The sequence below is a fragment of the Archangium sp. genome (assembly GCF_036277355.1).
GTDB lineage: Bacteria > Myxococcota > Myxococcia > Myxococcales > Myxococcaceae > Archangium.
Map to the genome: position 1 here is coordinate 203984 of NZ_DASUNC010000173.1, position 21089 is coordinate 225072.

A 21089-nucleotide genomic window follows, 5' to 3' on the forward strand; every position below is an offset into this window, starting at 1 on the left:
CGGGCCAACCTCCCCTCTCCCCTCGGGAGAGGGACGGGGTGAGGGTGCCACGCATCCCGGGTTCCCACCTGGGAGAGAAGACCTCCGGGTCCCGAGTTCCAACCGTGGAGCTCCCCGGGGGCACCTTGCCATTCCCGACAAAGGACCGCAGACTGCCTGACCTGAGACGTCAGGGGCCTCCGCTATACTGAGCAGGTTCAGTGAGCAGCAGGCCCGGGGGCCTGTCCGGGAGGGGAGGGGCATGGGGATGGGACGAGGGAAGGCGGCCCTGAGGAGGGAGTACGAGGCGCTGAAGAGGGGCGGGACGGAGGCACACACGCGGGGCCGCCGGCTCGAGGGGCTCGTGTACGAGCTGCTCGAGTCCGAGTCCTTGCACCCGCGGCGCAACCTCCGGCCACCCGGGGAGGAGATCGACATCTCCTTCACGGATGGACACCGGCACTTCCTGTTGGAGGCCCGCAAGCTGACGGGGACGCTCGGGGTCTTCCTCTACATCGGAGCGGAGTTCAGCAAGGCGGCCATCCAAGCACTGACCTGGGGCAAGGAGATCAACACCGTGCTCGTCAACGAGCAGGACATGTCGGATGCACTATCCCCCGTGCACTCGTTCCGCGAGGTGCTCGACCTGAAGCTTCGGCATGCCGCGCGTTTCGGGGAGTGCCACATCCCCTACATGGCGCTCCTGGAGAGCTGGAGGCGCAGATGAAGAGGAGGTCTTCCAGGTTGTCCGGCCGTCCGAAGGTTGCCTTCATCGTCGAGGGCAATGAAGGCAAGTGGCTCGTGGAGGCATTGGCTCGGAAGGTGGTGGCGCGGCTGCACCTGGAGGAGCCGCCCTGCTTCGAGACGGTGCGGCTGTTTGGAGCGCCGCACATCATGGGCATCCTCTCCATCGTGCTGTTGCTGTCCGAGAGGGACTATCAACCCATCATCGTCGTCTTCGACACGCACACGCGGAACAGGCAGCGCATCGCCGACCTGCTCCAGGAGATTCAGCTTCCGCTCATCAGGGCAGGCGTGTCCGAGCGGGTGCTCCTGGTGCCCGCGATCCCCTCCATCGCGAGCTGGGTGTTCGCGGACGAGAAGGCCCTCGAGCGTGTGGCTGGAGCGCACCTGCCGGAAGGGAGCTCGCGTGCGCGAGGCCGGCCCGAGGTGCTTCTGAGGAAGCTGCTCGGAGATTGGAGCGACAGGGAGCAGAAGCGCGTGGCGCGCTACCTGGACCCCGAGCGGATGCACGGCGGGGACAAGAGCTTCGATGCCTTCGTGCGGGCGCTGCGGCTGGCGCTCGGTGCGGGACACCCTCCCGTGTCCGAGGAGCGGGAGCCCGCGGTCACGTGAGGCGCGTGGCCAGCCGTTGGAAGCGGGCCATGAAGCGCCCGTCGATGAAGTCCTTCAATCGCCACATGGCGCGGCCGTGGAAGGCCAGTCCCTTCCACTCGCCCACCGCCGTGCCATCTCCCGCGTTGAGCAGCGAGAGGAAACCCGGCTGGGCCCGGTAGGGCCTCGGCGAGCCCGTGCCCGTGAGGAAGGCGTGCAGGTTGTGGCGCAGCACCGGCCCCTGCCTCACCGCGTACACACCGGCCTTCGGTACGTGCTGTCCGCTGAGGAAGCCCGCGCAGTCTCCCGCCGCGAAGAGCCCCGGGTGCGAGGGGCTCTCCAGGGTGTCCTTCACCGCGAGGTAGCCCCGTGCATCCACGGCCGCGCCGCTCGAGGCGAAGAGCTCCGGTGCCCGGGCGCCCGTGGCCCACACGCACGTGCCGAAGGCGAGCCGCTCGCCCGAGGCCAGGTGGGCCACGCTGGCCTCCAGCGCCGTCACGCGGGACTCCAGGCGCAGGTGGACTCCCCGGCGCTCCAGCAGTCCCCGCACGCGGCGCGCGGCCGCGCGGGAGGCACCCCGGGGCACCTGGGGCCCGTCCTCGAGCAGTACGGTGGGCCGGCCCGTGCGCGCCTGGAGGCACAGCGCCAATTCCACGCCCGCCGCGCCCCCGCCCACCACCAGCAGCGGGCCCGTCTCCTGGCCCGACGCGAGGCGGGAGAGGGCCCCCTCCAGCGGCTTGAGCGGTACCGCGTGCTCGCGCACCCCGGGCACCGAGTCGCCCGCGGGCAGCGAGCCGATGTCGAAGCTCGCCGCGTCGTACGTCAGCGTCCGTCCGTCTCCCAGCCGGAGCTCCCGCCGGTCCGCGTCCAGGCCCGTGACACCACTCGGCTCCAGCCTTGCCCCGGCCGCTCGTGCGAGCCCCTCCAGGTCGAAGCGCAGCGCCTCCAGCGCGTACTGCCCCGCCAGATAACCCGGGACCCTCCCGCTGTAGAACTGCGTGCGCCCCCGGGAGACCAGCACCGTCTCCACGCCCGGCCAGCGAGCCCGGGCCAGGGCTTCCAGCACGAAGAGGTGCGCGTGGCCGGGGCCGGCGAGGACGAGGCGTTTCACGGCGGCCACCGTACCTCACCGCGCGGGGCTGCCGGGCGAACGAGCCCCCGTCAGGCCGCCGGCCCGCTCCGGAGCTCCGGGGAGCTACGGAGTGTAGCTGCCCGGATACAGCGTGAGGACGAGCCCCATGCCCGCGGCGGCACCCGCGTTGCGGGCCTGGTAGTCCCTGGAGCCCTGGATGGAGAGGCTGAAGGTCTCCGCTTCCGCGCCGGAGTGGACGTAGACGAAGAGGCCGGTGGCGCTGGTGGCGTCCTGGGTGGCGCTCTGGAAGTCCGGGGCGGGGTAGTAGATGCGGTGGGCGAGGTCTCCGCGATCGAGCACCACATGGGCACCCGCGACGGGCGCGCCCGAGGCATCCACGACGCGGCCGAGGATGAAGCCGGCCTCGCGCAGCGTGCGGGCCCGGTCATCGGTATGGGCGCGGATCCACGGCTCGCCGACGGCGCGGGTGAGGGCGTCGTGGAAGGAGGTGGGCAGCGCCCAGACGCGGGCGTTGATGATGTCGGTGCGGGGCCGGGTGCGGGTGAAGACGGTGTCGAAGACGACCGTGGAGCTGCGCACGAACCCTTCGTGCTCGAAGCGGGCGGCGAGACTCAGGTGGATGTCTCGCACGGGCACATCGGGCACGGAGAACGCACCCGCGGCGCCGATGTCACCCCGGCCGAGCACGGAGTCCGCGTCGCTCACACCCACGCGCAGGGGCTCCTCGATGATGAGCGGGAGTCCCTCGAGCGAGGGCACCGCCTGGCCCCGGGATTCGAGCAGGCGTGCGGCCTCGGGGAAGAGCTCGGCGTGGCCGGTGACGCCGATGGTCAGGTGGTCGAGGTCCACCATCGTGCTGTCCCCGCGGTCCACACCTGGATCCGGGTCCACGCCGTCGCCACAGGCGACCGGGGCGAGCCCGAGAAGAGCACAGCAGATGACGAGACTCGGACGCTTCATGACTGGGCGCCAAGATCTCCACGCTCCCGCGTATCGGCAATCCACCCCGGGGCCCGAGACGTCCCGTGGAAGACGGAACACTTCCCGAGCCGTTGCGCCCCGGTGGAAAAGGCGGAGGGCCGCCCCTGCCTCGCGAGAGGAAGGGAGCGGCCCTCGACGTCACCCACTGCTGGAAGTCACGACCTACCGGCGGCCGCGGCCCCAGCCACCACTGTTGCCGTTGCCACCACTGTTGCCGTTCCCGCCGCTGTTCCCGGAGGGAGGAGGGGAGCTGTTGCCGCCGCTGTTGCCGCCGCTGTTGCCCCAGCCGCCGCCGTTGCCGCCGCCGCTGTTGCCACGGGACGGAGGCGGGGGAGGGCTGTTGCCGCCGCCGCTGTTGCCGCCACTGTTGCCCCAGCCGCCGCCGTTGCCGCCGCCGCTGTTGCCACCGTTGTCACGGGGAGGAGGAGGCGGGGGAGGGCTGTTGCCGCCGCCGCTGTTGCCGTTGCCACCGCCGTTGCCCCAGCCACCGCCGCGAGGAGGAGGCGCGTCGTCGTTGCCGCGGCCCTGGCCACCGTTGCCGTTGCCACCGCCGTTGCCCCAACCACCGCCGCGAGGAGGAGGAGGCGCGTCGTCATTGCCGCGGCCCTGGCCCGGGTTGTTGGTGTGGCCGGGAGGGTTGCCCCAGCCGCCCTGGCCCGGAGGCGTGCCGCCCTGGCCCGGAGGCGTGCCGCCGTGGCCCGGGGGCGCGTTGTTGCCGCCGTTGCCCCAGCCGCCGCCGTTGCCGTTGCCGTTACCGTTACCGTTGCCGCCGGGCGGATTCTGATCCTGGTTGCCCCAACCGCCACCGCTCTGGGGCGGGCGCGTGCCGGTGCCGGTGCCCGGGGGAGGCGGAGGCTGCTGGCCCCAGCCGCCACCCTGCGAGGGCGGATTCGGATTCGGGTTGCCCCAGCCGCCGCTGCCGGTGGGCGGGCGCGTGCCGGTGCCGGTGCCCGGAGGAGGCGGAGGCCGCTGCGAGTTGCCCCAGCCGCCGTTGGAGGGAGGAGGATTCGGGTTGCCCCAGCCGCCGTTGGAGGGAGGAGGCCGGTTGCCGCCGCCATTCACGGGCGAGGCGTCGTGGTAGTCGTCCCAGTCCCGGGGCTTCGGAGGCGGACGGTAGTTGCTGTAGACGTACACCGAGCGGTCGCGGTCCCAGCGGTACGAGGTGCCCGAGTACGAGTACGGGAAGTAGTCGTGGCTGTGGCGGCCGTGCAGGTAGCAGTGATGGCCGCCCGGAATCGGGTGGTAGTCCATGTACCAGATGACCCGCGGCGCCCGGTACACGTACACGTCCTCCGAGTAGGAGTAGTCGTTGATCTCCGAGGGCGCGTAGCCGTGGACGTGGTTGTACGACTCGGTGCACCAGCCGCCGTACGCATCCGGGTGGGGGCCCGAGTAGCGGTACTGGTAGACGGTGGCCGGGGGGGTGTTGTCCGAGTAGTAGCCGGGCCGGTGGTAGTGAGCGACACAGCCGGAGCCCATCACCAGGGCGGTAGGGACTGTGAGGAGCAGAAGGCGACGCATGGAGGTTCTCCGGGGCCGGTCGTTGGGGGCCAGCCCGCCCAGTTCATCACGGTGAAGACAGGGAAGCAGACGGGCGGGCACCGAGAATATTCAACACCCCGTTTCCCGTCATTTCCCGGGGACTCCCACCCCCGCGGGCTAGTGCACCATGCGCTCGGACGAGCCGGAGCGCGGGGCGTGCAGCTTGCCCAGGCAGGTGAGGATGTGCTCGCGGTACTCGGCCACGTCGCGCAGGCCGCACACCATCCACCGGCCGGCGATGACGAGGGTGGGCACGCCGCGCACGCCGCGGCTGGTGGCCAGCTCGTGCTCATCCAGGATGAGCTTGCGCGTGTTGTCCGAGTGGAACGCCGCCGAGAAGGGGCTCATGTCCAGGCCCACGCGGCTGGCCAGCTCGAAGATGACGTCCGTGCGCGTCACGTTGACGCCCTGCTCCAGCGCCGCACGCTGCATGGCGCGCGCGAGGTGGCTCCTGGCCGCGGGGCCCTGCAGCCGCGCCGCCTCCAGCGCCGCCAGCGCGGGGATGCTGGTGCGCGGCGCGTCTCCGCCCTGCCACAGCTCCGTGCTCAGCAGCTTCGCCACCGGCTCCGGCTCCTGCTGGGCCCGGCGCACCTCCTCCGTCAATCCGCGCAGCTCCTTCTCGGTGGGCCTCTTGTCGTGGACGCGCAGCGGGTACGGCCGCACGCGCCAGCGAATGAGGTCGCCGAACTCCTGTTTGAGGGTTTCCAGCCGCAGGTCGGCCAGGTAGCACCAGGAACACAACACATCCTGGTAGACGGTGATCTGCAGCGGCTTGGGCAGGGGCTTCATGTGCGAGCGCCGGGGAGATTACGAAGGTCGCACTCCCACTGCCAATCCCCTCCGACATTTTGCGTAGGCGCCCATTCCCAGGAGGGCCGAGCAAGAGGCTCGTCCGTCCGCCTGCCCCCCGGGCGTCTCGGCCGCGCTTCACACTGCCTGTAGCTGGCCTCCCGCCGCCGCGTGCGTCCCCGCCAGGGTGAGCGCATGGTCGACGATCGCCCCGGCGATGTCCTGCTTCGTCGCCTGCTCCAACCCCTCGAAACCCGGACTCGAGTTGAGCTCCATCAATCTCGGCCCCTCCCGGCCCTCCAGCATGTCCACGCCGGCGATCTCCAGCCCCAGCAGGTGCGCGGCCTTCACCGCCACGTCGATATAGGAGGCGGGCAGCTCCACCGGGTGGCCCTCGCCGCCGCGGTGGATGTTGGAGCGGAACTCGCCCTTCTTGGCCCGCCGCCGCATGGCGCCCACCACCTTGTTGCCCACCACCAGGGCGCGCACGTCCCGGCCCTTGCTCTCGGCGACGAACTCCTGGAGCACCACCTCCTGCCCCAGGTCCCAGAAGGTGTTGACGATGGTCTGCAACTCCTGGAGCGAATGGGCGATCATCACCCCCACGCCCTGGGTGCCGCGCAGCAGCTTGATGATGACGGGCAGGCCCCCCACCTCCTCCACCAGCTTGCGCACGTTGCTGCGGTCATGCGCCATCACCGTCCGGGGCACGTCCAGCCCGGCCGCGCACAACAGCTGGAGCGCCCGCAGCTTGTCGCGGCTCTGGGAGATGGCGCTGGCGCCGTTGAGCACCGCCACCCCCATCATCTCGAAGTGCTTCACCACCGCCAGGCCGTAGCCGGTGATGGAGGCGCCGATGCGGGGGATGACGACGTCCACGCCCTTGATGTCCACCCCGCGGTAGAGCATCCGCGGCTGGCCCGGGGCCAGCACCATGGTGCAGCGCAGCGTGTCCAGCACCAGGGGCCGGTGGCCGTGCTGCTTGATGGCCTCCACCAGCCGCCGGGTGGAGTACAGGGAGCGTTTGCGCGAGAGGATGACGACCGTCTTCTTGGCCCGGGGCTTGCGGGGGGCCTCCGGGGTGTCGGACGGCGGTGGCTCGACGGGGCGAGCGGGGGCCTTCGGGCGGGCCCGGGCGGGCGCCTTCTTGGACGAGACCTTCTTGGCGGGCATGGAAGGAGGGAGAGCCTACCACGGGCGGGGGCGGGTGGCGTCGCCCGTGTTTGCTATCATCGGAAAGTGATGAATCCAAAGGAAGCGCACCCGGACGATGTCCTCACCAACCCGGGGGAGAATGGTCTCGACTCCATCGTCGCCCCGGCCGACGGGGGCGTCGGCTCGGGCACCGAGGTGCTGGTGCTCGAGTCGCGCACCACCCTCAAGCTGCGCAAGTGCCGCATCCAGGTGTCCGCCGGGCCGGACGAGGGCAAGTCCCTCATCTCCGACAAGGAGCGTCTGCGCTGTGGGGCCCACCCCACCAACGACCTGGTGCTCGCCGAGGACCGCACGGCCAGCCGTCACCACTTCGAAATCATCAACACCGAGCGCGGCTGGCTCCTGGTGGACCTCAACTCCACCAACGGCACCTTCCTGGATGGGCGCCGGATTGAGCGCGCCTACCTCTCGGCCGGGGCCCAGATTCGCGCCGGCTCCTCCACCCTCACCTTCGCCCCCATCGACGAGGAGGTGACGGTCGAGCCGGACCGCGAGGGCGAGCTGTGCGGGCTGGTGGGGCAGAGTGTGAAGATGAGGCAGGTGTTCGCGCTCATCAAGAAGATCGCCCCCATGGACGTGTCCGTCATCATCGGAGGCGAGACGGGCACGGGCAAGGAGCTGGTGGCGCGGGCCATCCACGAGCTGAGCGGGCGCAAGAAGGGGCCCATGGTGGTGTTGGACTGCGGCGCCATTCCGCCCAACCTCATCGAGAGCGAGCTGTTCGGCCACGAGAAGGGCTCCTTCACGGGGGCCATGACGTCGCGGCCGGGCGCCTTCGAGCGGGCGCACGGGGGCACCATCTTCCTGGACGAGCTGGGTGAGCTGCGGTTGGACCTGCAGCCCAAGCTGTTGCGCGTGCTGGAGAACCGCGAGGTGCGGCGCGTGGGCGGCAACGACACGCTGGAGGTGGACTGCCGCGTCATCGCCGCCACCAACAGGGATTTGCCCAAGGAGATAGCGGCGGGCAACTTCCGCGAGGATCTCTTCTTCCGCCTGTCCGTCATCAACCTCCAGCTGCCGCCGCTGCGCGAGCGCCGCGAGGACATTCCGCTGATCCTCAAGCGGGGGCTGGCGGACCCGGAGGTGATGGCGCGGCACGGGCGCAAGCGGATTTCGCCCGAGGCCCTGTCGCTGCTGATGGCCTACGGGTGGCCGGGCAACGTGCGCGAGTTGATGAACGTGCTCTCCCACGTGCTGGCCTTCAGCGATGGCGAGGAGGTGCTGCCCGAGGACCTGCCGCCCCGCGTCCGCGGCCAGCAGCGCGAGGGGCCGCTGCCCTTCAACGAGCACCTCACCTTCAAGGACGCCAAGGAGCAGCTGCTGGAGAACTTCGAGCGCGAGTACGTCACCAGCGTCCTCACCCGCTGCGAGGGCAACCTCTCCCGCGCCGCGCGTGAAAGTGGCCTGCACCGCAAGTCCATCGAGCGCCTGGTGAAGAAGTACCAGCTCGACGCCAAGGGCATGAAACCGCGCTGACGCATTGCGTTGTCCCGGGGGTGTCAGGTCAAATGTCGCAGCCGTGCAGCCAGGCGCCTCCACCGGTCCAGTTGACCGATGGGAAAGTCAGCGGTGGAGTGTGACAAAGGCCCTGACATGAGCACCGTGGAGTCCCGCGCCCCCAAGGGACATGAATCCGGTCAGGCGGCCGTGGAAGCCGCTCTGACTCTGCCGCTCGTCATCTTCCTCGTGCTGGGGACGCTGCAGCTCTTCATGATGCTGCAGGGCCGCATCATGGCGGAGTACGCGGCCTTCCAGGCGGTGCGTGCGGGCAGCCGCAACCACGGCGACTGCGAGCCCATGGTGCACGCGGCGCTGGGTGGGTTGCTGCCCAGCGTGACGCCCTACCTGGGCGGCAAGGGGAAGGGCTCGGCGGCGCAGAAGCTGGCCTCGGCGTGGAAGGAGCGCGTGGGCTCCAACGGCGAGAGCGGAGATCCGGACAACGCGGGGCCCCACTACGTGAAGGGCAAGGACGGCGCGCACGACGGCCCCATCTTCTGGCTGGTGCGCGAGTCGCCCCGGGCCTCCGCGGTGCAGAGCCCCGAGGATGCCGACTTCGATCTGCCCCGGGGAGACGGCTCCCAGGCCATGCGCCTGGAGGTGCGCCTCATCTACTGGTACCGGCTGCGCATTCCCTTCGCGGACTGGGTCATCAGCCGCATGCTTCTGGCCCACCTGGGGCTCAAGAACTACGACGCCGTCAACCCGCTGATGCCGGCGGACGCCAAGGCGGGCTGGACGAAGAGCACCGAGCGCGTCGTCAACCTGGACCCGCTCATCCGTGACGAGCTGCGCACCCGCGTCGGCTCCAAGCAGTACGTCTTCCCCATCCAGGCCACCTACGGCATGCGGATGATGACGCCCGCGCGCAAGCGCTACTTCGGCGAGCAGAACTGCCCGGGCACTCCGGAGGGGCTGTGATGAGACGCCGTGGACAGACGCTGGTGGTCTTCGCGCTCAGCCTGCTGCTGCTGGTGCTGATGGTGACGATGACGCTCTCCATCGGCATGAAGGCCAAGGAGAAGATGGAGCTGCAGACGATGGCGGATGCCGCCGCCTACTCCAACGCGGTGGCCACCGCGCGCGCCTTCAACTCCATCTCGCTGATGAACCGGGCGCTGATGGGGCACATGGTGGCCCTCACGGGCGTGGAGAGCCTCATCTCCTGGAGCAGCTACTACCGCGGCGCCATCCAGGGGGCCAGGAACGCCTACGACGATCCCCTGACGGCGTACTCGTTGATCGCCGCGTCCAGCTGCCCCACCACCAACGTCGCGATGTGCCGGTGCGCCACCCAGGCCATCCTCGACATCACCCAGACCCAGAGTGACCTGGAGAACGCGGACAAGCAGCTGGACACCCAGTGGGAGCCGCTGGACAGGGCCGCGGGCCAGGAGGCGGCCTCGTTGCAGCTCTCCTCCATCTGGGAGGAGCAGAAGGACGTCTACGAGGCGCTCACCCGGAGCGTGAGCAGCAATCCGGCAATCGCCACCAGCATCGTCAGCGAGGCCAGGAGGGGCCTGGCCTTCGGAGGCGAGGACGTGTCGGCGAAGGAGGTGGCCATCAACGGCCGGGAGCTCGAGGGCGGCAACGGCTGCGGGGGCAACGGCGCCGCGTGCCTGCGCCGCAACGCGGGCAGGAAGCTGCACTTCGTGGACGCGGCCATGGGCAGCCGTGGCTATTCCTTCGTGACGGGGCGCGGGGTGACCGCGCCCATCCGGCGCAAGCTGCGGCGGTTGATTCCCAACCAGGACCGCCTGGTGAGTGTCTCCAACAGCGGCAGTGGCTACTTCCCCGCGCAGAGCATCTCCCACTCGGGGCCCACCATCGACGCCACCGAGGTGTGGGGAGACGATCATGGGGATGTGAGCATCGTGTTCAACCGGGGCCAGGCGCCGTGCCCGAGGTCGTTTCCGGGCACGGCCGGGGCCGAGGCGCACGTGCGCAGCAACCACCGGGCGGACACCAGCGACGAGCACGTGTGGACGAACGGCCACCGCGATCCCGACGCCCAGATCCGGCACACCATGGGCACGTGCACGCAGTGCCCGGGCATCTGGCCCTCGCACATGGACTACAACTACAACCTGGTGACGGACGGCGGGGACAACTACGGCCAGCCGAAGAACTACGCCGTCATCCAGCGCGACTACCGGCAGCGCCCCGGCGAGGGGCAGGCGGACCCCTGGAACCTCATGTTCCGCTTCCGCTTCTCCCCGAAGAAGGAGGGCGTGGAGTTCGACAACCGCGGTGTCGAGCTGTCGGACGTGAACGGCGGCACGGACATCTCCAAGGCCACGGCGCTCTCCGCGGGCATCGCCTACTACCGGCGCGCGGGCCCCAACTGGCAGGAGCCGCCCAACTTCCTCAACCCCTTCTGGCGGGCCACGCTCGTGTCGGCGCACGTGGATGACCAGGGCATCAAGGACGTGAGGACGACGCTGAATGACACCGCGCCGTTCGCCGCCGAGGTGTACGAGGCGCTCAGGAAGAAGGAGTACAAGGGATGGTAAGGCTGCGCGGCAGGGCCTCACAGCGCGGCCAGGGCACCACGGAGCTGGCGCTCGGGCTGCTGCTCTTCGTCACCATCCTCATCTTCGGCATCCACTTCGCCGAGGTGGGCTACCTGTCGCTCAAGGTGCAGGAGGCGGCCACCAGCGCCTTGTGGGACACCACCAGCGCGGAGATGCACACGCTGCCCAACGACTTCAAACCCCTCACCGACCTCATCAACGACGATACGCCCGGCAAGCTCGCCACCGAGCGCTACCAGGACTTCGACGGGCGCACCTCCAAGACGGGGAGGCCCCGGGTGGTCCAGCTCTTCACCTCGGCCGAGGGCCTGGAGGTGACGTGCCGCGCGGCCGGAGGCATCTCCTTCGCGCCCTCGCGCTCCACCAGCGGGGTGTACAAGGACGTGGGGGGCATGAGCTGCACCGCCCAGGCGGAGCTCTCGCCCGTGAAGAAGTTCACCCGCCGCTTCCTGGACAGGGGCAGGGGCGCCTTCTTCGACGTGCCCCACTACACGATGGGCGCCATTCCCGTGTGTGGCCTGGGCCGCGTGCGGGGCGGCGAGTGCGCCGGCGGCTTTGGCATCCTCCTGGACGACTGGGGCCTGGCGAGCGCCGAGGAGTCCCGGGAGTGCAGGGTGCTGGATGACGCGGGCTGCGACAATCAGGCGTATTACCGGTCCGCGCGCAAGGTCTACGCGGCGCACCTGCCGGGCATGGGGGCCTCGCAGCGGCTGGCGCGCTCCATCGTGGGCCAGGCTCCCATCGATCCCGGCAAGTTCTGGATGAGCTTCCGGGGCATGGACAGCGGCTTCCAGGAGAAGGAGAACGGCGGCGACCAGGACCCCAACGACTGGAAGACGACGCCGGGCGCGGGCAGCCGCAGCCCCGAGTACAACAGCTCCTATTCGAAGCGGCAGAACTGCTTCCTGGGGACTTGTCCCCCGTGAGCGCCCGGCTGGGACTGGTGCTGTGGGCGGTGCTGGGGGGCCTGGGCGTCGCCTCCGCGCAGCCGGCGGCCTCCACGCGGCCGGTGGCTTCCAAGCAGCCAAGGGCCTCCAAGCAGCCGGTGGACCCCGAGCCGGTGCCCTTCGCCTGGGACGTGCCCCGGGTGCTGGAGGCGGTGGAGATGCCAGGGGTGATGCGGGCCGATGGCATCCCGGTGCGGTTGCGCTCGGTGAAGAGCGCGGAGAAGCCCCAGGTCATCCTCCAGCGCCTGGTGGACCGCTTCGAGGCGGCGGGCTTCTACATTCCGCCGGACCACCACCGCACCCAGTGGTTCCAGGAGCCCCAGCTCACCGCGCTGGATACGGAGCGGCTCATCTCCTACACCTTCGTGCTGCAGCCCAACCCGGATGGGACCACCACGGTGATTCTGGGCGAGGCCAACCTGGGCATGGCCCGGCGGGAGCAGGCCGCCTTCGCGCCCGTCTTCCCCGGGGGCAAGGATGTGATGCAGAGCGAGATGGAAGGCGCTCGCACCATGACGTACCTGGCGGAGGCCGAGCCGGAGAAGGTGGGGGACTTCTACCTGAAGGAGCTGCGCGGGGCGGGGTACTCCGAGACGGACTCGGGGACGTGGCGCCGCGGCGGCGAGGAGCTGAAGGTGTCGGTGCGCCCCGTCAAGCCGGGCCACGTGGCGGTCATCGTCATGCGCCGCATGAGCACCGTCGAGGACGTGATGGAGCCGGACGTCCGGGAGGGCCCCCAGCCCGCCCGCTCGCGGCCCGAGCAGGGGCAGCGCTGAGCCCGGAGGGGAGCCCCTCTCCGCCCGGGACCGTCGCCGGGAGGCCCCCCGGTACGCTTGCGGATTGAAGCGCCTGCGGGCCCGTGTTACGGCCGGATGTCATGAGCGACACCGGCACCCCTCCGAAGGACTACAAGGACTCGGTCAATCTCCCCAAGACGGACTTCCCCATGAAGGGGAACCTGGCCCAGCTGGAGCCCAAGATGCTCGGCTGGTGGGCGGAGAAGGGGATTTGGTCGAAGATTCTCGAGCGGCGCGCGGCCGCCGAGCCCTTCGTGCTGACGGACGGGCCCCCGTACGCCAACGGCCACATCCACGCGGGCCACGCGCTCAACAAGATCCTCAAGGACATCATCGTCAAGTACCGCAACATGGCCGGCCGCCGGTGCGACTACATCCCCGGCTGGGACACCCATGGTCTGCCCATTGAGCAGGCGGTGGAGAAGCGGCTGAAGGACAAGAAGATCGACAAGCGCACGCTGGACCGGGACGCCTTCCTGGAGCAGTGCCGCGCGTACGCGATGGAGTTCATCGACATCCAGCGCACCGAGTTCAAGCGCCTGGGCATCCTCGGTGATTGGGACCATCCGTACCGCACGCTCGACTTCTCCTACGAGGCGCAGGAGATCCGCGAGCTGGCCACGTTCGCGAAGCGGGGCATGCTCTACCGGCGCAAGAAGCCGGTGTACTTCTGCGTGACGGACCAGACGGCGCTGGCCGAGGCCGAGGTGGAGTACGAGGACCACGCCAGCCCCTCCGTGTACGTGGCCTTCCCGGCGGGCCCCGAGGTGGCCGAGAAGGTTCCGAAGCTGAAGGGGAAGAACGTCTCCTTCGTCATCTGGACCACCACGCCCTGGACGCTGCCGGCCAACCTCGCCATCGCGATGAATGGCGAGTTCGAGTACGTGTTCTACACGCTCGGCGAGCGCGTCATCTGCGTGGCCAAGGACCTGCTGCCCAAGGTGCTCGCCGAGGTGAAGGCGGACGAGCTGGCGGTGAAGAACGCGAAGCTGCCCGGCGGCGAGGAGGTCGCGGCGGCGTCGCTGGTGGACCCCGAGCGGATCGTGGCCTACGCGCGCGGAGAGGAGCTGGAGGGCTGCACCTACCAGCACGTCTTCTACGAGCGGCAGGGGAAGATCCTCCTGGGCGAGCACGTGACGCTGGAGGCCGGTACGGGCCTGGTGCACACGGCGCCGGGGCACGGCCAGGAGGACTACGAGGTGGGCCTGAAGTACGGGCTCGACATCTACAACCCGGTGCGCCTGGACGGCCGCTACGACGAGAGCGTGGGCCCGGTGCTGACGGGCAAGAAGGTCTTCGAGGCCAACCCCATCGTCATCGAGCTGCTGGCCGAGAAGGGCGCGCTGCTCAACGACAAGTCGGACAAGGTCGAGCACAGCTACCCGCACTGCTGGCGCTGCCACAACCCGGTCATCCTGAGCGCGACATTCCAGTGGTTCATCCCGCTGGACAAGCCGCTGCAGGGAGACACGTCGTACCGGCAGCAGGTGCTGAACGAGGTGGACCGCGTGCAGTGGGTGCCCTCGTGGGGGCACAGCCGCATCCGGGGCATGCTGGAGACGCGGCCGGACTGGTGCATCAGCCGCCAGCGCACGTGGGGCGTGCCCATCCCCATCGCCTACTGCGAGGGCTGCGACGAGTCCGTCATCTCCGCGGAGCTGATGGCGAAGGTGGCGGACGCGGTGGAGAAGGAGGGCGCGGGCGTGTGGTACCGCACGCCGGTGAAGGAGTTCCTCCCCGCGGGCTACACGTGCCAGAAGTGCGGCAAGACGGAGTTCCGCCGCGAGACGGACATCCTGGACGTGTGGTTCGACTCGGCGTGTGCGTTCAGCGCGGTGTCCGAGCGGCGTCAGCGGGTACCGGCGGACCTGTTCCTGGAGGGGAGTGATCAGCACCGGGGCTGGTTCCACTCGTCCATCCTGGTGGCGGTGGGCACGCGCAACATGTCGCCCTACAAGACGTGCCTGACGCACGGCTTCGTGGTGGACGGCAAGGGCGAGAAGATGAGCAAGAGCCTCGGCAACACCGTGGCGCCGGAGAAGCTCATCCAGCAGTACGGCGCGGAGGTGCTGCGGCTGTGGGTGGCGAGCAGCGACTACCGCAACGACGTGCGCCTGTCGGATCAGATCATGAAGGGTCTGAGCGAGGGCTACCGGAAGATCCGCAACACCATCCGCTACGCGCTGAGCAACCTGTACGACTTCGAGCCGGAGAAGGACGCGGTGCCCGCAGACAAGCTCCTGCCGCTGGACACGTGGGCGCGAGGCCGGCTGGCGGAGGTGGTGGCGCGGGTGCGCAAGGCGTACGACGCGTACGAGTTCCACCTGGTGTACGCGACGGTGGTGGACTTCTGCGCGGGTGACCTGTCGGCGGTGTACTTCGACATCCTGAAGGACCGGTTGTACACGTCGAAGGCGACGGGCCACGCGCGGCGCAGCGCGCAGACGGTGCTGCACGAGGTGTCCACGGTGCTGCTGCAACTGCTGGCGCCGGTGATGAGCTTCACCTCGGAGGAGGCGTGGCAGTACCTGCCGGGGAAGAAGACGGAGAGCGTGTACCTGACGGACTTCCCGGAGCCGGCGGTGAAGCCGGACGCGGCGCTGTCCGAGCGGTACGAGAAGCTCTTCGCGGTGCGCGGCGCGGTGCAGGGCCTGCTGGAGGCGGCACGCCGGGACAAGATGATCGGCGCGTCGCTGGAGGCGCGGGTGGTGCTGAGCGCGAGCGGCAAGGCGCTGGAGTTCCTGAAGGCGAACGCGGCGGAGCTGCCGGGGCTGTTCATCGTGAGCCAGGTGGAACTGGCGGACGCGGCGGGCGAGAAGGCGCAGGCGCTGAACGTGGCGCAGGCGCTGGGCGAGGACGTGAAGGCGGAGGTGCTGACGGCGAAGGGCGAGAAGTGCCCGCGCTGCTGGACCTACTCCGAGAAGGTGGCCGCGGGAGCGCCCGTCTGCGAGAAGTGCCAGGAAGCACTGGGCTGAGCAGAAGAGGCCCGGTCCCCAAGGGCCCGGTGCCCTACTCCGTCACAACCCCTCTCCCCCTGGGAGAGGGACGGGGTGAGGGTGTAGGGCCCACCCGGGTTGAACCCACCCACTCCATGCGGGCATGGCCCCTGCGGTACGCTGGGCCCATGAAAAAGCTGATGCCGTTGTTTGCCCTGGCCGCCACCGCGTGCGGACACCAGGTTCTCGAGCGGGAGCTGAAGGATCTTCCGAGCCTGCGGCTCTCGGTGACGCCGGTGGCCATTCCGTCGAAGAACATGTGGTCCGTGCTCAACTACACGTGGAGCTTCGGCGAGGACTGTTTCCGGATTCCCGCCGCCACGCGGCTCACCATCAACGGAGAAGCCGCCACGGTGGAGAACCTGGGAACGACGCACCTGGGAATCGATGGGTCCTACCGGTGCAAGAACCCCACCTTCGAGAGTCCGCCGCGCCCGGCCGACGAGCCGCGCACCGAGTTCGCCCTCTCGGATGGGAGCTCGAACCTGCGCGCGGTCTTCCTGGGGCTCCGCGCGCCCCGGTACTCCCTGGTGAATGGCCAGGAGCAGGCCACCGTCCGCAGCGGGGCGGAGATCGACATCCAGTGGTTTCCGGCCACCGACCTGCTCGAGAAGGTGGACGTCTTCGTGATGAAGGATGGGGCGTCCACGCACTGGATCCAGAACCCCCAGGTGCAGGGCAACCACATCCGTCTCACCCTGCCGGCGTTGGAGTCGGGCAACTACGTCCTGCGCGTGAACAGCAAGGGGTCCGCCGGCGTGGAAGCGTGCGAGGGCTTCAACTCCTGCCATGCCGGGTTCGATGAGCGGAGCCTGGTGCCCGTCGTCGTCGAGTAGCGAGCAGTCAGGGAACCGGGCAGGCCCATGCACCTGCCCGCCCCGGCTCCTATCCTCGAAGGCATGTCCAGATCGAGGAACCCGCCGGTCGGCCGGCTGGCCAGGCTCGGGAAGGTGGCCGCGCTCTCCGCGCGAGGCTCCGCCGGGCTGGCCGTCCGCGCCCTGCGCAAGGTCGCGGGCTCCGATACCCAGGAGACCGAGCGCTCCACCCTCGGCCACGTCGTCCAGGTGCTCGGGGAGATGAAGGGCGCGGCGATGAAGCTGGGCCAGGCGCTCTCCATGGAGGTGGATGCGCTGCCTCCCGAGCACCGGCAGCTCGTGGCCCGTCTTCAGAGCGAAGCCCCTCCCATCGCCTCCGAGGAGGTTCGCCGAGTTCGATTCCAAGCCCCTGGCCGCCGCCTCGCTACCCCGGCATCGCCGAGTCGCTCGAGTCCGACTTCTCCAACCTCTCCCTGGTGGCGCGCGCGGCGGGGCTCACCTCGAAGCTGCTCGATGGCCGTGACTACGTGGAGGAGCTCCGCCGGGAGATCTCCCTGGAGACGGACTATCTCCTGGAAGCCGAGCGGGCCCGTGCCTTCCACGCGCTGCTCGCGTCCGAGGCGGACCTGCTCGCCCCCGAGCCCATTCCGGAGCGCTCCTCGTCCCGGGTGCTCTGCCTCACCCGCGTGCGAGGCCAGACACTCCAGCGGTTCATCGACTCGAACCCGGACGCGGGCGCACGCTGGCGCGTCAGCGAGCAGCTCATCCGCGCGGTGCATGGCCCGTTCTTCTCCGCGGCCCGGATCCACGCGGATCCCCATCCGGGCAACTTCCTCGTCACCGGGGATGGGCGGCTGGCGCTGCTCGACTTCGGGTGCGTGAAGTCCTTCCGCGCGGAGTTCGTCGAGGCCATCCGGACCTTCATGCGGTCCGAGCTCCGGTGTATGCCCGGTTGCTCGAGCGCACGGCTCCGCGCGCCTGGGCTCACGCCTCCGCTTCCAGCACCTCGGGGGCGAGCTCGAGCGGCTGATGCAGCACCATGTCCTCCAGGCCTTCGAGCTCGAGGGTCAGGGTGCAGTGTGCCTTCAGGTGCGTCTTGAAGGTGGGCGTGAAGTCCCGGGGGATGGGGAGCTCCACGTCGAACTGGTGCGCGCCCGCGGCGAGGTGTGCTGGCACCTCGACCGTCACCGTCTCGGTACGCAGCTTCGAGAACATTTCGTAGGCGCTGAGCTCGAGCCGGGCCTTGCGCACGGTCAGCGGGCTCGTGATGTCCACGAAGGCCCGCAGCTTCGCGGTCGAGCCGAGAGGGAAACGCTCGGCCAGGGGCTGGAGCGAGGCCGCCTTGAACTTCGACACCGTCCGCGCCTTGCCGATGATCCACCAGGTGAGTCCCACGCCCGCGACGAGCGATACGACGCTGTAGAGCCCTCCGACGATCCGGCTGGCTTCCGGGTTCTCGCTCGTATCGCGGATGTTGCCGAACAGCATGCCGAGGGGCAGGCAGAAGCATGCCAGCGCGGGAAAGAGCAGGCATCCCCAGGTGCTGGCGGCCGTCAGGGAGGAGCCGCGAGGTGCGAGCGGCTCGCGCAACGGGGGCGGCTGCGCCGTCCGGCCCGGTTCGAGTTGGAAGGGCTGGGTCCACCTCATCAACTCCCCGCCGTTGCGGTTGTACAGGGTGGCAACGGCCTCCCAGGAGATCTGGACGTCCTTTCCCCGGTAGCTCGGAGGGAGGTCCCGCGGCAGGCTCAGCTCGAAAGGAACCCGGCGTGCTCCCTCCAACCACCGGTCCATGGTGGACTCGCGGCCCGCGGACAGTTCCTCTCGCTGCTTCGATTCCGTATCGTCGTAATCCAGCTGCCCACGGACGCGGATCGTCACGCGGGCGGCTTGGTGCGATCCGGGTATCACGTCACCGAGGACCAGTTCACCCCGGAGCTTTTCACCTGTTCTCACAACAGGGGTGTGGAGTTGGAGGGGGGAGGGGTCGTTCATGAATCCCATGTTAACCCGCCGTTGCTTGCGCGGGCGCGGCACCCGGAGTGACATGAGGCCGCCACCGCATTCGGGCGTGGCTTTCTGAGAGAGACACATGCGCTTCGCGGGAAAGTCAGCGGTCATCACGGGGGCGAGTGAGGGAATCGGCTTAGCGATCGCGGCCGGGCTCGTCGAGGAAGGCGCACGGGTGGTGCTGGTGGCCCGGCGTGAGGACAAGCTGGAGGAGGCCGTGCGGAAGCTGGGCTCCCAGGCCTCGTACGTGGTGGGAGACGTGGCGAGCCAGGAGACGGCCGAGCGCGCCGTGGAAACGGCGGTGAGCCGCCACGGAGGGCTGGACCTGCTCGTGAACAACGCGGGAATCCTCCGCCCCGGGGTGGTGGGCACGTTCTCGATGGAGGACGTGGACGCGATGTTCGCGGTGAACGTGCGGGGGACGGTGGTGTTCACCCATGCGGCCGTGAAGGCGATGAGCGGGCGCAAGGGCGCGGCCATCCTGAACATCTCGTCGGCGGCGGGACGCCGGCCCCTGCCGAACATCGCCATCTACGGCGCGACGAAGGCGGCGGTGCAGCACCTGACGCAGACGTGGGCCATCGAGCTCGCGGCGCGGGGGATTCGCGTGAACTGCCTGTGCCCTGGAGCCATCGAGACACCCGCCTTCCGCTCGGTGGCGGATGCGGTTCCGGGCTTCGAGCAGGCGGCGCTCGACTCGAGCCTCATCAAGCGCATCCTCCCGGCCGAGGAGCTCGCGCGGCATGCGCTGACGCTGCTCGACGAGAAGGCGGGTGGATATGTGACGGGCGCCATCTGGGACGTGGATGGCGGTTTCCCGCTCAACCGCTTCGTGGACTGAGCGTCTTCAGGCAGGCTTTCCCTTCCCTTTTGAGTCCAGGAGCCCCATGTCGAGCGCTGCACCGAGAGTCTCCCGCTGGCGCCGCCTCTGGGCGGTGGTGCTGAGCATCAGCCCTGGCGCTGGCCACGTGCTGTTGGGGAGGTGGTGGCGGGGCGCGGTGTGGCTGGGCGTGCTGCTGGGGATGCAGGCCTTGCTGCCGCTCCTGGGCTTCCCGGGGTTCGTGCTCATGCTCGGGGTATTCGTGGGCGCGGCCGTGGATGCCGCGAGACTCCCGCCGCGAGCGCGGGGCGTGCCGAAGGTGGGATGGGTGCTGCTGGGGCTGGTGTGCTTCTGGACGGTGTCGGGCGTCGTGGGGCTCACGACGCGGCGGATGTTGGCCGAGCCTTTCCGGGTGCCCTCCGCCTCGATGCAACCGACGCTGTACATCGGGGACCAGTTCTACACGGACAAGACGGTGGGCAGCCCGCTGCGGTGGCGGACGGTGGAGCGGGGTGACGTCATCGTCTTCGAGGCTCCGCCGCAGCCCGAGCAGCAATTCGTCATGCGGGCGGTGGCACTGGCCGGGGATGCGGTGAGGGTCCGGAGCGGCAGGCTGCACCTCGGTGGCAGACCGGTGGAGTGGAAGCCGCTCGGGGGTTGTGAGGGACTGGGGCTCGCCCCGGAGGGGATGGACGAGTCCTGCCGGAGGTACGAGGAGACACTGGGCGAGCGCCCACATGAGATGCTCCTCAACGAGGATCCCGGCAGCTGGTCGTTCAACTTCCCATCCGAGCGCGTCCGGTGCCCTCGGGGCATGGAGGAGCGCGAGGACGGGTGCGTGGTACCGGCGGGGCATGTCTTCGTGCTCGGGGACAATCGTGACAACGCCCTCGACTCGCGCGTCTGGGGACCGCTGCCGCTGGAGAACGTGACCGCGGTGGCGCGCTTCATCCACTTCTCGTGGATGCCAGAAGGCGGCGTGCGCTGGGAGCGGCTCGGCACCCGGGTGCGCTGAGCGTGGAGGACAGGTGCTCCGCTGTCGTGTTGTTGCCCTAGAAGGGAAGGTGGTTCTCGATGTTGCCCGTCCATGAAGGTGCTTCCCGTGGTAGCGCGGCGGGTTGGAGGACCCTTTCGGCCGTGTGTGCCCTGGTGGTGCTCTCCGCGCCGCAATGGGCGAGCGCGGAGCCGCTCTGCGACCAGGACTGGGATGGCCGGACCCTCGTCATCCAGATTGGTGAGCGGAAGAACGATGGCACGCCCCTGGAGCCATACGACCCTCGAGAGCCGATGAAGCCCTACGAGTTTCTCGGAGATCGTCATCTCTTCCGAGAGCAGGGGGTGGTCTACCGGGCGGTGGGCAGATTCCAGGACCGGGCGGAAGGTAAGGAGGCATTGAAGCATGTCTACAACGACATGCCCCACCTCTACACGGGCGCCTATCCCCCGCTTCTCTCCACCCCTGGGGCGTACCTGGTGACTGATTCACCGAAGTGCACCATCAGCCGCAAGAACCCCGTCATCGATCCCGCCTCGTGGATCCTGGAGAAGGACGGAGTCCTGCTCGTGGGGGCACAGACGGAGTGCAAGAAGGGCCAACTCATCAAGACCATCACCGTGGTGTCGTGCGACGGGATGAAGAACCTGATGACCGACTCCGTGTCAGCACCCTGCGACGCAGGACGGGTCACCTCCTGCATCCACCCGGTCGTGCCGGGCGTGTTCGCGTTCAATCACTCCTATTC

19 protein-coding genes are annotated in these 21089 nt (G+C 69.3%); 13 read left to right on the top strand and 6 right to left on the bottom strand.

Annotation, left to right across the window (positions count from 1 at the left end; genetic code table 11):
- Positions 1 to 241 precede the first annotated feature (241 nt).
- Positions 242 to 706: a hypothetical protein gene (locus VFZ09_RS43600; protein ID WP_329733742.1), complete on the top strand. Its 465-nt coding sequence runs from the start codon at positions 242 to 244 to the stop codon at positions 704 to 706.
- Positions 703 to 1335 carry a hypothetical protein gene (locus VFZ09_RS43605; protein ID WP_329733743.1) on the top strand — a complete coding sequence of 211 codons (633 nt, stop codon included), beginning with the start codon at positions 703 to 705 and terminating at the stop codon, positions 1333 to 1335. Before VFZ09_RS43600 ends, VFZ09_RS43605 begins: the two co-directional genes overlap by 4 nt.
- On the opposite strand, the gene VFZ09_RS43610 is transcribed toward VFZ09_RS43605, so the two are convergent.
- The 5 genes from VFZ09_RS43610 to VFZ09_RS43630 form a co-directional block, all read right to left on the bottom strand.
- A complete protein-coding gene (locus tag VFZ09_RS43610) occupies positions 1328 to 2425 on the bottom strand; it encodes an FAD-dependent oxidoreductase (protein ID WP_329733744.1) in 1098 nt (365 codons plus the stop codon). The genes VFZ09_RS43605 and VFZ09_RS43610 overlap by 8 nt on opposite strands.
- 84 nt (positions 2426 to 2509) lie before the next feature.
- Positions 2510 to 3367: a carboxypeptidase-like regulatory domain-containing protein gene (locus tag VFZ09_RS43615; RefSeq protein WP_329733745.1), complete on the bottom strand. Its 858-nt coding sequence runs from the start codon at positions 3365 to 3367 to the stop codon at positions 2510 to 2512.
- 183 nt (positions 3368 to 3550) lie between these two features.
- Positions 3551 to 4909, bottom strand: a complete 1359-nt coding sequence (locus tag VFZ09_RS43620) for a hypothetical protein (protein ID WP_329733746.1) — start codon at positions 4907 to 4909, stop codon at positions 3551 to 3553.
- Positions 4910 to 5047: 138 nt separating this feature from the next.
- Positions 5048 to 5719, bottom strand: a complete 672-nt coding sequence (locus VFZ09_RS43625; RefSeq protein WP_329733747.1) for a DsbA family oxidoreductase — start codon at positions 5717 to 5719, stop codon at positions 5048 to 5050.
- A gap of 138 nt (positions 5720 to 5857) precedes the next feature.
- Positions 5858 to 6892, bottom strand: a complete 1035-nt coding sequence (locus tag VFZ09_RS43630) for a RimK family alpha-L-glutamate ligase (protein ID WP_329733748.1) — start codon at positions 6890 to 6892, stop codon at positions 5858 to 5860.
- Between the two features lie 69 nt (positions 6893 to 6961).
- Here VFZ09_RS43630 and VFZ09_RS43635 point away from each other — a divergent pair, with 69 nt between their 5' ends.
- The 8 genes from VFZ09_RS43635 to VFZ09_RS43670 all read left to right on the top strand — a co-directional run bounded on the left by VFZ09_RS43635 (position 6962) and on the right by VFZ09_RS43670 (position 17620).
- On the top strand, positions 6962 to 8410 hold the full coding sequence (locus tag VFZ09_RS43635; RefSeq protein WP_329733749.1) for a sigma 54-interacting transcriptional regulator: 1449 nt from the start codon (positions 6962 to 6964) through the stop codon (positions 8408 to 8410).
- A gap of 117 nt (positions 8411 to 8527) precedes the next feature.
- Positions 8528 to 9352: a TadE family protein gene (locus tag VFZ09_RS43640; RefSeq protein WP_329733750.1), complete on the top strand. Its 825-nt coding sequence runs from the start codon at positions 8528 to 8530 to the stop codon at positions 9350 to 9352.
- Entirely contained in the window at positions 9352 to 10944 is a 1593-nt protein-coding gene (locus VFZ09_RS43645) for a pilus assembly protein TadG-related protein (RefSeq protein WP_329733751.1), read from the top strand. The genes VFZ09_RS43640 and VFZ09_RS43645 overlap by 1 nt, the downstream gene beginning before the upstream one ends.
- A complete protein-coding gene (locus tag VFZ09_RS43650; protein ID WP_329733752.1) occupies positions 10938 to 11891 on the top strand; it encodes a pilus assembly protein in 954 nt (317 codons plus the stop codon). Before VFZ09_RS43645 ends, VFZ09_RS43650 begins: the two co-directional genes overlap by 7 nt.
- Positions 11888 to 12688, top strand: a complete 801-nt coding sequence (locus VFZ09_RS43655; protein WP_329733753.1) for a hypothetical protein — start codon at positions 11888 to 11890, stop codon at positions 12686 to 12688. Before VFZ09_RS43650 ends, VFZ09_RS43655 begins: the two co-directional genes overlap by 4 nt.
- A 101-nt stretch (positions 12689 to 12789) precedes the next feature.
- Positions 12790 to 15684, top strand: coding sequence for an isoleucine--tRNA ligase (ileS, locus tag VFZ09_RS43660; RefSeq protein ID WP_329733754.1), 2895 nt, complete (start codon positions 12790 to 12792; stop codon positions 15682 to 15684).
- 149 nt (positions 15685 to 15833) lie between these two features.
- Entirely contained in the window at positions 15834 to 16541 is a 708-nt protein-coding gene (locus VFZ09_RS43665) for a hypothetical protein (RefSeq protein ID WP_329733755.1), read from the top strand.
- 413 nt (positions 16542 to 16954) lie between these two features.
- Complete coding sequence (locus VFZ09_RS43670; protein WP_329733761.1) at positions 16955 to 17620, top strand: AarF/UbiB family protein; 666 nt, start codon at positions 16955 to 16957, stop codon at positions 17618 to 17620.
- On the opposite strand, the gene VFZ09_RS43675 is transcribed toward VFZ09_RS43670, so the two are convergent.
- Positions 17505 to 18398: a hypothetical protein gene (locus VFZ09_RS43675; protein ID WP_329733756.1), complete on the bottom strand. Its 894-nt coding sequence runs from the start codon at positions 18396 to 18398 to the stop codon at positions 17505 to 17507. The two genes, VFZ09_RS43670 and VFZ09_RS43675, sit on opposite strands and share 116 nt — an antisense overlap.
- A 211-nt stretch (positions 18399 to 18609) precedes the next feature.
- On the opposite strand from VFZ09_RS43675, the gene VFZ09_RS43680 reads away from it, so the two are divergent.
- The 3 genes from VFZ09_RS43680 to VFZ09_RS43690 form a co-directional block, all read left to right on the top strand.
- Positions 18610 to 19368 (top strand): SDR family oxidoreductase, encoded by a 759-nt coding sequence (locus VFZ09_RS43680; RefSeq protein WP_329733757.1) that lies wholly within the window; start codon positions 18610 to 18612, stop codon positions 19366 to 19368.
- A 46-nt stretch (positions 19369 to 19414) separates the two neighbouring features.
- Entirely contained in the window at positions 19415 to 20362 is a 948-nt protein-coding gene (lepB, locus tag VFZ09_RS43685) for a signal peptidase I (protein WP_329733758.1), read from the top strand.
- A gap of 122 nt (positions 20363 to 20484) precedes the next feature.
- Positions 20485 to 21089 (top strand): hypothetical protein (locus VFZ09_RS43690; protein ID WP_329733759.1); only part of this gene is annotated, 605 nt, incomplete at its 3' end.